Annotated in this window: 11 protein-coding genes; all 11 read left to right on the forward strand. The window is 69.6% G+C overall.

What is annotated here, in order from left to right:
• Positions 1 to 262 precede the first annotated feature (262 nt).
• On the forward strand, positions 263 to 1,759 hold the full coding sequence (gene nrtL / locus ACWDR3_RS17840; RefSeq protein ID WP_450353425.1) for an ArgS-related anticodon-binding protein NrtL: 1,497 nt from the start codon (positions 263 to 265) through the stop codon (positions 1,757 to 1,759).
• Between the two features lie 26 nt (positions 1,760 to 1,785).
• Complete coding sequence (gene lysA / locus ACWDR3_RS17845; RefSeq protein ID WP_450353426.1) at positions 1,786 to 3,177, forward strand: diaminopimelate decarboxylase; 1,392 nt, start codon at positions 1,786 to 1,788, stop codon at positions 3,175 to 3,177.
• A gap of 173 nt (positions 3,178 to 3,350) precedes the next feature.
• Positions 3,351 to 4,643 carry a homoserine dehydrogenase gene (locus tag ACWDR3_RS17850; protein ID WP_450353427.1) on the forward strand — a complete coding sequence of 431 codons (1,293 nt, stop codon included), beginning with the start codon at positions 3,351 to 3,353 and terminating at the stop codon, positions 4,641 to 4,643.
• 6 nt (positions 4,644 to 4,649) lie between these two features.
• Positions 4,650 to 5,708: a threonine synthase gene (thrC, locus tag ACWDR3_RS17855; RefSeq protein WP_450353428.1), complete on the forward strand. Its 1,059-nt coding sequence runs from the start codon at positions 4,650 to 4,652 to the stop codon at positions 5,706 to 5,708.
• Between the two features lie 292 nt (positions 5,709 to 6,000).
• Positions 6,001 to 6,930: a homoserine kinase gene (gene thrB, locus ACWDR3_RS17860; protein ID WP_123997739.1), complete on the forward strand. Its 930-nt coding sequence runs from the start codon at positions 6,001 to 6,003 to the stop codon at positions 6,928 to 6,930.
• A gap of 417 nt (positions 6,931 to 7,347) precedes the next feature.
• A complete protein-coding gene (gene rho / locus ACWDR3_RS17865) occupies positions 7,348 to 9,396 on the forward strand; it encodes a transcription termination factor Rho (RefSeq protein ID WP_450353429.1) in 2,049 nt (682 codons plus the stop codon).
• Positions 9,397 to 9,727: 331 nt separating this feature from the next.
• Positions 9,728 to 10,849 (forward strand): LCP family protein, encoded by a 1,122-nt coding sequence (locus tag ACWDR3_RS17870; RefSeq protein ID WP_450353430.1) that lies wholly within the window; start codon positions 9,728 to 9,730, stop codon positions 10,847 to 10,849.
• A 184-nt stretch (positions 10,850 to 11,033) separates the two neighbouring features.
• Entirely contained in the window at positions 11,034 to 11,258 is a 225-nt protein-coding gene (rpmE, locus tag ACWDR3_RS17875; RefSeq protein WP_019073185.1) for a 50S ribosomal protein L31, read from the forward strand.
• A 106-nt stretch (positions 11,259 to 11,364) separates the two neighbouring features.
• The gene (gene prfA, locus ACWDR3_RS17880; protein ID WP_450353431.1) at positions 11,365 to 12,441 is read left to right on the forward strand and encodes a peptide chain release factor 1; all 1,077 of its coding nucleotides are present in this window, start codon (positions 11,365 to 11,367) and stop codon (positions 12,439 to 12,441) included.
• Positions 12,442 to 12,480: 39 nt separating this feature from the next.
• Positions 12,481 to 13,326: a peptide chain release factor N(5)-glutamine methyltransferase gene (gene prmC, locus ACWDR3_RS17885; protein ID WP_123997735.1), complete on the forward strand. Its 846-nt coding sequence runs from the start codon at positions 12,481 to 12,483 to the stop codon at positions 13,324 to 13,326.
• Positions 13,327 to 13,381: 55 nt separating this feature from the next.
• Positions 13,382 to 13,686 (forward strand): L-threonylcarbamoyladenylate synthase (locus ACWDR3_RS17890; RefSeq protein WP_450353432.1); only part of this gene is annotated, 305 nt, incomplete at its 3' end.

A 13,686-nucleotide genomic window follows, 5' to 3' on the forward strand; every position in this document is an offset into this window, starting at 1 on the left:
GTAGTCGGAGGTCCGTGCGCCAGCCGTCAGTAGTCCAGAGTCCAGTTAGTCGAGCGGCCCAGTAATCCCGTAGCCCCGTAGTTAGTGGTACCGAGTGATGCGCCCGGCGTCGGCGCAAGGGTTGGGTGGGCACCGGAGCCGTTGCCATTGTCATCCCCGACCCGCCCGAGGGCTCCCCTCCGCGCGACCACCCCGTCCACATCCCGGGACCCCACCCAATCCGGCTCGCCTACCCACCCCCCTCCTCCCATACGCTTGTCCCGTGACCCCCGTCGAGCTCTCCCGTACCGTGCTGCGCGCGGTGCGTCGTGCTGTTGACGAGGGGGAACTGAAGGTGACGGTGCCGGAGCGGGCCGTGGTGACCGTTCCTGGGCCCGGGGGCTGTGGCGACTACGCCACGAACATCGCCCTGCAGCTCGCCCGCCCCGCAGGGCAGCCGCCCCGGCGCGTGGCCGAGATCCTGCGGCCGCATCTCGTCGAGGTGGCCGGCGTCGCCGATGTCGTCGTCACCGGGCCGGGGTTCATCAACATCAGCCTCCAGGACGCGGCGGACGGCGCCGCCGCTCTCGTCGAGGAGATTCTGCGCGCGGGTCTGCGGTACGGGCACAGTGACGCCCTCGCCGGACAGGTCATCGAGTTGCGGATTCCGTACGAGATCCGTGCCGAGGTCGTCGCCGACGCGATCGTGCGGATCGTTGCCGCGCAGGGCGGCCGGGTCGAGGTCGAGCACGGTGAACCCGTCAATCTCCGGCCCGTTCCCGCGCCCGAGGACCCCGCCCCGCTCGGCCCCGACGCCGCCCGCTGGGCCCTCCTCCACCCCGCCGCCCACGACCGGCCCCGCATCACCGCCGACCACCTGGTCCAGCGCGCGAGCAACCCCCTCTTCCGGGTCCGTTACGCCTACGCCCGCACTCGCGCCGTCACCCGCAACGCCGCCGCCCTCGGTTTCACCGCCGACCCCGCCGCCATCTCCACCGCCCTCGGCGTCGATGCCGCCGCACCCGGCAGCGCCCCCTTCTCCGGCGAGGCGCCTCCTTCTCTCACCGCCGGTTCGATTGCCGATGACCTCGGGCCAGAAGCCGCCCCCGCCACTACACCCACCCTCGCCGGCAGCGCGCCTCGTCCTCACGTCTCCGGTGCTGCTCCCGTCTCCGACGAGCCTTGTCTGTCCTTCACCGCCGACGAAGTCGCTGCTGGCCCCGGACCAGACGCCGCCGTCCCCGGGACTGTCCCCACCCCCGCCGACGGCGCGCCGCTTCCGTATCTCTCCGGTGCTGCTCCCGCCCCCGACGGGCACTCTCCTTCCTCCACCGCCGACGAGATCGCCGCCGCCCCTGGACCAGAGGCCGTCGCCCCCGCCATCGGACCCACCCCCGGCGACGGCGCGCCGCATCCCCTCACCCCTGGCGCCACCTCCACCGCCCCTGGCCTGGACACCCCCACCCCCGACACCAACCCCAGCCCCACCAGCACCCTCCTCTCCACCACCCCCTCCCTCACCACCCCCCTCCTAACCGCCCTATCCACCCACCCCCCCACCCTCACCCGCGCCGCCACCCACCGCGCCCCCGATCGTCTCGCCCGGCATCTCGTCACCGTCGCCGATGCGACGCTCGCTTTTCTCCCCGCCGTGCTGCCGTTGGGGGACGAGAAACCCTCGGCCGCCCATCGCGCCCGGCTCGCGCTCGCCGAAGCCGCCGGGGCGGTGCTTGCCGGTGGCCTGTCCCTGCTCGGCATCGACGCACCCGATCACCTCTGAGAGAGCAACGAGAGAGCCACACAGCCATGAGCCGTTCCGCACACCCCGCCGGGCCCCGTCACGCCGACGTCCTCCCCGAGGGCCACTACGCCGCCCCGCCCACCGATCTCAACGCCCTCGACTCCAAGGTCTGGGCGCAGACCGTCAGCCGGGACGGAGACGGGGTCGTCACCGTCGGCGGTATCGACGTGAAGACGTTGGCCGAGGAGTTCGGGACCCCGGCCTACGTCGTCGACGAAGCCGACTTCCGGGCCCGGGCGCGTGCCTGGCGCAGTGCCTTCGGGCATGACGCCGACGTCTTCTACGCCGGCAAGGCGTTCCTGTCCCGTGCCGTCGTGCGGTGGCTCGACGAGGAAGGCCTCAACCTCGACGTCTGCTCCGGCGGCGAGCTCGCCACCGCCCTCTCCGCCGGCATGCCCGCCGACCGCATCGCCTTCCACGGCAACAACAAGTCCACCGACGAGATCCACCGGGCCATCGACGCCGGCGTCGGGCGCATCGTTCTCGACTCCTTCCAGGAGATCGTCCGCGTCGCCCACATCGCGCAGTCCCTCGGTAAGCGGCAGCGCGTGCAGATCCGTATCACCGTCGGTGTCGAAGCCCATACTCACGAATTCATCGCCACCGCCCACGAAGACCAGAAGTTCGGGATTCCGCTCGCCGGGGGGCAGGCCGCCGAGGCCGTTCGGCGTGCCCTCCAGCTCGACGGGCTCGAAGTCATCGGCATTCACTCCCACATCGGGTCTCAGATCTTCGACATGTCCGGATTCGAAGTCGCCGCCCATCGCGTCGTCGGGCTGCTCAAGGACATTCGCGACGAGCACGGTGTCGAGCTGCCCGAGATCGACCTCGGTGGTGGGCTCGGGATCGCCTACACCAGTGACGACGACCCCCGCGAGCCCCACGAGATCGCCAAGGCGCTCACCGAGATCGTCACCCGCGAGTGCGACTCCGCCAAGCTGCGGACTCCGCGGATCTCCGTCGAGCCGGGGCGCGCCATCGTCGGGCCGACCGCCTTCACGCTCTACGAGGTCGGCACCATCAAGCCCCTCGACGGGCTGCGCACGTACGTCTCCGTCGACGGCGGGATGTCGGACAACATCCGGACCGCGCTGTACGACGCCGAGTACAGCGTCGCCCTCGTCTCCCGCACCTCCGACGCCGAGCCCATGCTCGCCCGGGTCGTCGGCAAGCACTGCGAGAGCGGGGACATCGTGGTCAAGGACGCGTTCCTGCCGGCCGACCTGGCACCGGGTGACCTCATCGCCGTACCCGCCACCGGCGCGTACTGCCGGTCCATGGCCAGCAATTACAACCATGTGCTCCGGCCGCCGGTCGTCGCCGTCGACGACGGGCAGGCGCGGGTCATCGTGCGGCGCGAGACAGAGGAGGATCTGCTGCGGCTCGATGTGGGGTGAGCAGCGAGGGCCCAGGGGTCCGGACGGCCACGAGAATTCCGGGGCGGAAGATCTTCGGTTTTCCGGGGCCGTAGAAATGAAATCAATGTCTCACGATCCGGACAAAGGACAGAAAGTCCCGTCCGGTGCGTGAGACTGTTCCCACCGTAGCCGGTATGAGGAAACGAGGTCGGATGATGCGTACGCGTCCGCTGAAGGTGGCGCTGCTGGGCTGTGGAGTGGTCGGCTCAGAGGTGGCGCGCATCATGACGACGCACGCCGACGACCTCGCCCAGCGGATCGGTGCTCCGCTGGAGCTGGCGGGGGTCGCCGTGCGGCGGCCCTCCAAGGTGCGGGACGGGATCGACCCGAGTCTTGTCACCACCGACGCCACCGCCCTCGTCAAGCGTGGGGACATCGACGTCGTGGTGGAGGTGATCGGGGGGATCGAGCCCGCTCGTTCTCTGATCACCACCGCCTTCGAGCACGGTGCCTCCGTCGTCTCCGCCAACAAGGCGCTGCTCGCCCAGGACGGCGCCGCCCTGCACGCGGCGGCTCAGGAGGCCGACAAGGACCTCTACTACGAGGCCGCCGTCGCCGGTGCCATTCCGCTGATCCGGCCGCTGCGCGAGTCCCTCGCCGGGGACAAGGTCAACCGGGTGCTCGGGATCGTCAACGGGACGACCAACTTCATCCTCGACAAGATGGACTCCACGGGGGCGGGGTACCAGGAAGCCCTCGATGAGGCGACTGCGCTCGGGTACGCCGAGGCCGATCCCACCGCCGATGTCGAAGGCTTCGACGCCGCCGCCAAGGCCGCCATCCTCGCCGGGATCGCCTTCCACACGCGCGTGCGTCTCGACGACGTCTACCGCGAGGGCATGACCGAGGTGACCTCGGCCGACTTCGCCTCCGCCAAGAACATGGGCTGCACCATCAAACTGCTCGCCATCTGCGAGCGTGCGCAGGACGGCGGGTCCGTCACCGCGCGCGTGCACCCCGCGATGATCCCGCTGAGCCACCCCCTCGCCTCCGTGCGCGGCGCCTACAACGCCGTGTTCGTCGAGTCCGACGCGGCCGGGCAGCTCATGTTCTACGGTCCCGGCGCGGGCGGTTCGCCGACCGCCTCCGCCGTGCTCGGCGACCTCGTCGCCGTGTGCCGCAACCGGCTCAACGGCACTACGGGACCTGGGGAGTCGGCGTACGCGGCGCTGACCGTGTCGCCCATGGGCGATGTCGTCACGCGCTACCACATCAGCCTCGACGTCGCCGACAAACCGGGCGTCCTGGCGCAGGTGGCGACCGTGTTCGCCGAGCACGGTGTGTCCATCGACACCGTGCGCCAGCAGGGCAAGGACGGCGAGGCCTCTCTCGTCGTCGTCACCCATCGCGCGTCCGACGCCTCCCTCACCGGGACCGTCGAGGCGTTGCGCAAGCTCGACACCGTGCGGGGTGTCGCCAGCATCATGCGGGTTGAAGGAGAGTAACCAGCAATGACCCACCAGTGGCGCGGAATCATCGAGGAGTACCGGGACCGGCTTCCGGTGTCCGACAGCACGGAGGTCGTCTCCCTCCGCGAGGGCGGTACGCCCCTCGTGCCCGCGCAGGTGCTCTCCGAGCGCACCGGCTGCGAGGTCCACCTCAAGGTGGAGGGCGCCAACCCCACCGGGTCCTTCAAGGACCGCGGTATGACCATGGCCATCACGCGGGCCAAGGAGGAGGGCGCGCAGGCCGTCATCTGCGCCTCCACCGGCAACACGTCGGCCTCCGCCGCCGCTTACGCCGTGCGCGCCGGGATGGTCTGTGCCGTCCTCGTCCCGCAGGGCAAGATCGCGCTCGGCAAGATGGGCCAGGCCCTCGTGCACGGCGCGAAGATCCTCCAGGTCGACGGCAACTTCGACGACTGCCTCACCCTCGCGCGCGAGTTGAGCGACAACTACCCGGTGGCGCTGGTCAATTCGGTCAACCCGGTGCGCATCGAGGGCCAGAAGACGGCCGCCTTCGAGATCGTCGACATGCTCGGCGACGCGCCCGACATCCACGTCCTCCCGGTCGGCAACGCGGGCAACATCACCGCGTACTGGAAGGGCTACAAGGAGTACGCCGCCGACGGCATCGCCGCCAAGTCGCCCCGCATGTGGGGCTTCCAGGCCTCCGGCTCGGCGCCCATCGTGCGCGGCGAGATCGTCAAGGACCCCTCGACGATCGCCACCGCGATCCGGATCGGCAACCCGGCCTCCTGGCAGTACGCGTTGGCCGCGCGGGACGAGTCCGGCGGCGCCATCGACGAGGTGACGGACCGTGAGATCCTGCGCGCCTACCGGCTGTTGGCCGCGCAGGAGGGCGTTTTCGTGGAGCCCGCGTCGGCCGCTTCGGTCGCCGGTCTGCTGAAGGCGGCCGAGCTGGGCAAGGTCGACCCGGGCCAGACGATCGTCTGCACCGTCACCGGCAACGGCCTCAAGGACCCCGACTGGGCCGTCGCCGGCGCCCCGCAGCCGGTCACCGTCCCGGTCGACGCGGCGACGGCGGCCGAGCGCCTCGGACTCGCGTAACTCCGTACGACGGACGGGCGCCAGGGGTTTTCCCCCGCGGGGGTGCACAGGGGGCTTACGACACGCATCGTGCGCCTCCTGTGCGCCCTATGTCGCCACAGAACCTTCCTTCGATAGGCTGTACCGAACCCGCCCGATGCATATGCCTCCACGCATGGAGGCATGAGGGCGGTGCCGCGCCGTCCCCGCGTCCCGGAGACGGCCCCAGGGGATTCCCCGTGGGTTCCCCGTACGCATCGAACTCCATCGAATGTCTTCGACAGTCACGCAGCTCAAGGAGAGTCATCGAGCGATGGCCGGTCCAGCCTTCCGCGCCGCCGCCGTCAGGGTGCGCGTCCCCGCCACCAGCGCCAACCTCGGCCCGGGCTTCGACGCCCTGGGCCTCGCGCTGGGGCTCTACGACGACGTGGTCGTCCGCGTGGCCGACTCCGGGCTGCACATCGACATCGCGGGCGAGGGCAGCGAGACACTGCCCCGCGACGAGAACCACCTTCTGGTACGCGCCCTGCGCACCGCCTTCGACCTGCTCGGCGGACAGCCGCGCGGTCTGGAGATCGTGTGCGCGAACCGCATTCCGCACGGCCGCGGCCTCGGTTCCTCCTCCGCCGCGATCTGCGCCGGCATTGTCGCCGCGCGCGCCGTGACCATAGGCGGCGAAGCGCGGCTCGACGACATCGCCCTGTTGGAGCTCGCGACCGAGATCGAGGGCCATCCCGACAATGTGGCGGCCTGTCTGCTCGGCGGATTCACGCTCTCCTGGATGGAGTCCGGCGCCGCCCGCGCCATTTCCATGGAGCCCGCCCATTCCATCGTTCCGGTGGTTTTCGTGCCCGGAAAGCCGGTGCTCACCGAGACCGCGCGCGGACTGCTTCCGCGCACCGTGCCGCACGTCGACGCCGCCGCCAACGCGGGCCGTGCCGCGCTGCTCGTCGAGGCCCTCACCAGGCGCCCCGAGCTGCTGCTGGCCGCCACCGAAGACCGGCTCCACCAGGAATATCGCGCTCCGGCCATGCCGGAGAGCGCCGCTCTGGTGGAGCGGCTGCGGGCCGACGGAGTCCCGGCAGTCATCTCCGGAGCAGGACCCACCGTGCTCGCGCTCGTCGACGGGGACAGCGCGGACAAGGTGGCCCATCTGGCGGGCGAGGGGTGGGCCGCCAACCGGCTCGACCTCGACGCCCAGGGCGCGTGCGTACTGCCGCTCGCGGCCTCCGGCGACATCTAGGAGTGCACGGTTGCCGGATTTCGAGAGGGGGAATGTTTGTTGGATCCGGTAGTGTTAATCTCAAGTCTGCACCCGACCCCACCATGGCGAGGTGCTTGTTGTCCCCGTCAGGGACAGACATTCTTCCGGGAGCCTCCCAAGCCGCACTGTGTTCCGTACGACGTACGTGGGCAGTACCTCGTACGCGGGCGCTGAGCGACTTGCCGGGCACGCTCCGGAATCGGTGCTACCGAGCCACGTGACACTGAAACATCCGGTGCCACGCCCAGGCTCAGGCAAGTGCCATCCCAGAAATTCCCTCCGCCTGCATTGGCGGACCACCGCCCCGGCACGGTCCACACAGCAAGGACCACTGCCGGACAGCACAACCGGTCGCCGAGCCAGAAGGCCGACGTCCGCTCCAGGGAAGGACCCTTCGTGAGCGACACCACCGATCTGATGGGCGCACGTGTCGAGGAGACCGCTGCCGCGCCCGCCACGGACGCCTCCGCGCCTGCCACCGGTGCCGGCTCCCGGCGGCGCCGCGGTACCGGCCTCGACGGCATGGTGCTGGCCGAGCTGCAGCAGGTCGCCTCGGGCCTCGGCATCAGGGGCACCGCGCGTATGCGCAAGAGCCAGCTGATCGAGGTCATCAAGGAGGCGCAGGCCGGGGGTGCCCCGGCGAAGGCTGCGTCTTCCCCCGCCGGGGACACTGCTGCCGAGACCAAGCCCAAGCGCCGTGCCACCTCCAAGGCCCGCACGGGCGACGAGGCCGCCCCCGCCGCCGAGAAGGCGGTCGCCGAGGCGCCCGCCGAGAAGGCCGTGGCCCAGCAGCAGATCGAGATTCCCGGCCAGCCCGCCAGCGACGACGCCCCCGCTGAGCGCCGTCGTCGCCGTGCCACCGCCGAAGCCGGCAGCCCCGAGACCGTCGTCGCCGAGGCGAAGAGCGAGCCGAAGGCCGAGACGCCCGTCCAGGCGCAGCCGCAGGGCGACGCGGACGCGGACGGCCGGCAGGGCCGCCGGGACCGTCGCGACCGCGACCGGGACCGCGGTGAGCGTGACCGCGGCGGACGCGACCGCGACCGTCGTGGCAACAAGGGCGACGAGCAGCAGGGCGGCCAGGGCGGTGGCCAGGGCCAGCAGCGGCAGGAGCGCCAGGACCGCGGGGACCGTCAGCAGCAGGGCGGCGGCGCACGCCAGGACCGCCAGCAGCGGGACAACGGCCCCCAGGACGACGACGACTTCGAGGGCGGTCGGCGCGGCCGGCGCGGTCGCTACCGGGACCGGCGCGGTCGCCGCGGCCGTGACGAGATCGGTGGCACGAGCGAGCCGCAGGTCTCCGACGACGACGTCCTGATCCCCGTCGCGGGCATCCTCGACATCCTCGACAACTACGCGTTCATCCGGACCTCCGGCTACCTGCCGGGCCCGAACGACGTGTACGTCTCCCTCGCCCAGGTCCGCAAGAACGGCCTGCGCAAGGGCGACCACGTCACCGGCGCGGTCCGTCAGCCCAAGGAAGGCGAGCGGCGCGAGAAGTTCAACGCGCTGGTCCGTCTCGACTCCGTCAACGGCATGGCGCCCGAACACGGCCGCGGCCGCCCGGAGTTCAACAAGCTCACGCCGCTCTACCCGCAGGACCGCCTCCGTCTGGAGACGGACCCGGGTGTCCTCACCACGCGCATCATCGACCTGGTGTCGCCGATCGGTAAGGGTCAGCGCGGTCTGATCGTGGCCCCGCCGAAGACCGGCAAGACCATGATCATGCAGGCGATCGCCAACGCGATCACGCACAACAACCCCGAGTGCCACCTGATGGTCGTCCTGGTCGACGAGCGTCCGGAAGAGGTCACCGACATGCAGCGGTCGGTGAAGGGCGAGGTCATCTCCTCGACCTTCGACCGTCCCGCCGAGGACCACACCACGGTCGCCGAGCTCGCCATCGAGCGCGCCAAGCGTCTTGTCGAGCTGGGCCACGACGTCGTCGTGCTGCTCGACTCGATCACGCGTCTGGGCCGTGCGTACAACCTCGCGGCGCCGGCTTCCGGCCGCATCCTGTCCGGTGGTGTCGACTCGACCGCGCTGTACCCGCCGAAGCGCTTCTTCGGTGCGGCGCGGAACATCGAGGACGGCGGCTCGCTGACGATCCTGGCCACGGCGCTCGTCGACACCGGGTCGCGCATGGACGAGGTCATCTTCGAGGAGTTCAAGGGCACGGGTAATGCCGAGCTGAAGCTCGACAGGAAGCTCGCGGACAAGAGGATCTTCCCGGCCGTTGATGTCGATGCGTCCGGTACTCGTAAGGAAGAGATCCTGCTCGGCAGCGATGAGCTGGCGATCACGTGGAAGCTTCGTCGGGTGCTGCACGCGCTTGATCAGCAGCAGGCGATCGAGCTGCTGCTGGACAAGATGAGGCAGACGAAGTCGAACGCGGAGTTCTTGCTGCAGATTCAGAAGACGACGCCTACTCCTGGTAACGGTGACTAGGTAGTTCTTTGGCTGCCGGTCCGTTGTGGCTGGTCGCGCAGTTCCCCGCGCCCCTAGGGGCGTCTTGGTCGGCCCTCGTCCATCTGTGACGGGGGTCGACCTTTTGTGTGCGAGATCTTTGCCACAAGGGGCTCGGTTGGCCACAGTTTTCGGCGGGACCACCTTCTGCGTCTAAAGCGCAGGTCAGGGACGTATGAGCACCGGTGATCGTTACGCAGTGTGCCTAACTTTGTGCATATTGGGCACAGGGCGTTGTGCAACTCTTTGTCGAGTTTCGCCGTCTGACCGGACGGGAGCGACGATGGAGCTGTAGCCGAGATTCGAGGAGCACATGTCCGCCGAGAACACGCCTGAGCCCGGCACCCCCGGCCCCAGCCGCCGTGGCAAGGGCCGCCGCCGCAAGACCCGCGACAAGCGTCGTAAGGGTCTGGTCGTGACGGCCTGGGTCGCCGCGGGCATCGTCGTGCTCGGCGGTACCGGGGCCGGCTACCTGTACTTCAAGCTCAACGGCAACATCAAGAGCGTCGACATCGACCAGGCCCTGGGCAGCGCCCGGCCGACGAAGGTCGACAACGGCTCCGAGAACATCCTCGTGCTGGGCTCCGACTCCCGCTCCGGCAGCAACAAGAAGCTCGGCGGCGGTACGGACGACGGCAGTGCCCGTTCGGACACCGCGATGATCGTGCACGTCTACAAGGGCCACAAGAAGGCCAGCGTGGTCTCCATACCCCGCGACACCCTCATAGACCGGCCCGAGTGCACCGACACCAAGGGCGGTACGCACGATGCCGCGTCCGGCGTCATGTTCAACTCCGCGTACACCACGGGTGGCGCGGCCTGCGCGGTGAAGACCGTCGAGTCCGTCACCGGCATCCGCATGGACCACTACCTGGAAGTCGACTTCAGCGGCTTCGAGAAGCTCATCGACGAGCTCGGCGGCGTACCGGTCACCACGACCAAGAACATCAGCGACCCCGACAGCCACCTGACCCTGAAGGCCGGCACGCACACCCTCAACGGCGAGCAGGCCCTCGGCCTGGTCCGCACCCGGCACGGCGTCGGCGACGGCTCCGACCTCGGCCGCATCCAGCTCCAGCAGGCCTTCATCAAGGCGCTGGTCAACCAGGTCAAGCACATCGGCGTTTTCACCAGCCCGAAGAAGCTGTACGACCTCGCCAACACCGCCACCAGCGCCGTCACGACCGACTCCGACCTCGGCTCGGTCAACTCCCTGATGTCCTTCGCCAACGGCCTCAAGAGCATCAGCTCCAAGAACATGACCATGGTCACGATGCCGGTCCAGTACGACCCGGCCAACCCCAACCGCGTCATAGTCGAGAAGTCCAAGGCCCAGCTGGTCTGGACAGCTCTGAAGAACGACCAGGCGATCCCGGCAGCGGCCACGAAGGGCACTGCGACAGGCGAAGCCAAGGGCGTCGTTACAACTTCGTAAGGCGCAACCCCTGAGGGGCGCGGGGAACTGCGCGACAAGCCCCCACCGGCCCGCGGGGAATAGACAACCGCAACCCCCGGTTTGGGGGGATGGCCCCAGTCCTGGCAGACTGGACAGTCGGCCCCGGTTCACGTCCCGCAAACCCGCGGAGCGACCCGGTGCCCTCCCGAAACTAGGAGACACCTTGAAGCGCGAGATCCACCCCGAGTACGTCGAGACCCAGGTCAGCTGCACCTGTGGCGCGTCGTTCACCACCCGCAGCACGATCACGAGCGGCAACATCCGCGCCGAGGTCTGCTCCGAGTGCCACCCGTTCTACACGGGCAAGCAGAAGATCCTCGACACCGGTGGCCGCGTGGCCCGCTTCGAGGCCCGCTTCGGCAAGGCTGGCGCCGGCTCCAAGAAGTAGCGAGCTCCATTTCGCCGGTCCACGGCCACGCCCTTACCCAGGCGTGCCGGGACCGGCGTTTTTGGTCGCCCGCCTTCCCTTTTCTTACGTAGTTCAGGAGCCCAAGATGTTCGAGGCCGTCGAGGAACTCGTCGCCGAGCACGCCGACCTGGAGACGAAGCTCGCCGATCCGTCGGTCCACGCCGACCAGGCCAACGCGCGCAAGCTGAACAAGCGCTACGCCGAGCTCACCCCGATCGTCGCCACGTACCGCTCCTGGAAGCAGACCGGCGACGACATGGAGACCGCGCGCGAACTGGCCGCCGACGACCCGGACTTCGCGGCCGAGGTCAAGGAGCTGGACAAGCAGCGCGACGAGCTCACCGAGAAGCTGCGCCTGCTGCTGGTGCCGCGTGACCCCAACGACGACAAGGACGTGATCCTTGAGGTCAAGGCGGGGGCCGGCGGTGACGAGTCGGCGTTGTTCGCCGGTGACCTGCTGCGCATGTATCTGCGCTACGCGGAGCGCGTGGGGTGGAAGACCGAGATCATCGACGCCACCGAGTCCGAGCTGGGCGGCTACAAGGACGTCCAGGTCGCGGTGAAGACCAAGGGCGGCAACGGCGCCACCGAGCCGGGGCAGGGTGTCTGGGCCCGCCTGAAGTACGAGGGTGGCGTGCACCGCGTGCAGCGTGTGCCGGCGACCGAGTCGCAGGGGCGCATCCACACCAGCGCGGCCGGCGTCCTCGTAACCCCTGAGGCGGAGGAGGTCGACGTCGAGATCAATCCGAACGACCTCCGCATCGACGTCTACCGCTCCTCCGGGCCCGGCGGGCAGTCCGTCAACACGACCGACTCCGCGGTGCGCATCACGCACATTCCCACCGGAGTCGTCGCCTCCTGCCAGAACGAGAAGAGCCAGCTGCAGAACAAGGAGCAGGCGATGCGTATCCTGCGCTCCAGGCTGCTCGCCGCGGCGCAGGAGGAGGCGGAGAAGGAAGCCGCCGACGCCCGTCGCAGCCAGGTCCGCACCGTCGACCGCTCCGAGAAGATCCGCACGTACAACTTCCCGGAGAACCGCATCTCCGACCACCGCGTCGGCTTCAAGTCGTACAACCTGGACCAGGTCCTGGACGGCGACCTCGACGCGGTGATCCAGGCCTGCGTCGACGCGGACTCGGCAGCGAAGCTGGCAGCTGCGTAAGACACGTCGGCGCGTACGAGTACGACACGGAGGACTTGCGTGAACCTGCTGCTCGCAGAGGTGGCACAGGCCACCCAGCGGCTGGCCGACGCCGGCGTGCCCTCGCCGCGCAACGACGCGGAGGAGCTCGCCGCGTTCGTGCACGGTGTGAAGCGGGGCGAGCTGCACTCCGTCAAGGACTCGGACTTCGACGCCCGCTACTGGGAGGTCATCGCCCGGCGTGAGCAGCGCGAACCGCTGCAGCACATCACCGGCCGGGCCTACTTCCGCTATCTGGAACTCCAGGTCGGGCCGGGCGTGTTCGTGCCCCGGCCCGAGACCGAGTCCGTGGTCGGCTGGGCCATAGACGCCGTGCGCGCCATGGACGTCGTGGAGCCCAGGATCGTCGACCTGTGCACAGGCTCCGGCGCCATCGCGCTGGCCCTGGCCCAGGAGGTCCCGCGCTCGCGCGTGCACGCCGTGGAACTGTCCGAGGACGCCCTGGCCTGGACCCGCAAGAACGTCCAGGGCTCCCGGGTCGACCTGCGTCAGGGCAACGCCCTGGACGCCTTCCCCGACCTCGACGGCCATGTCGACCTGGTCATCTCCAACCCGCCCTACATCCCGCTCACCGAGTGGGAGTACGTGGCCATCGAGGCCCGGGACTACGATCCCGAACTCGCCCTGTTCTCCGGCGAGGACGGCCTCGACCTGATCCGCGGGATCGAGCGCACCGCGCACCGGCTGCTGCGCCCGGGCGGTGTCGTCGTCATCGAGCACGCCGACACCCAGGGCGGCCAGGTGCCGTGGATCTTCACCGAGGAGCGGGGCTGGGCCGACGCGGCCGATCACCCCGACCTCAACAACCGCCCGCGCTTCGCCACCGCCCGCAGGGCGATGCCGTGAGCTCCGCCCCGACTTTCGACCCGCAGCAGTACGTGTACGAGGAGGCCCGCTAGATATGGCACGGCGATACGACACCAACGACGCGACCGACCGCACGACCGGTCTGCGCGAGGCCGCGTCCGCCGTCCGCCGTGGCGAGCTCGTGGTCCTCCCGACCGACACGGTGTACGGCATCGGCGCGGACGCCTTCACCTCGGAGGCCGTCGCCGACCTGCTGGAGGCCAAGGGCAGGGGCCGCAACATGCCCACGCCCGTCCTCATCGGCTCCCCGAACACCCTGCACGGCCTCGTCACGGACTTCTCCGAGCTGGCCTGGGAGCTGGTCGACGCCTTCTGGCCGGGCGCCCTCACGCTCGTCGC

The sequence above is a fragment of the Streptomyces sp. NPDC001002 genome (assembly GCF_053599215.1).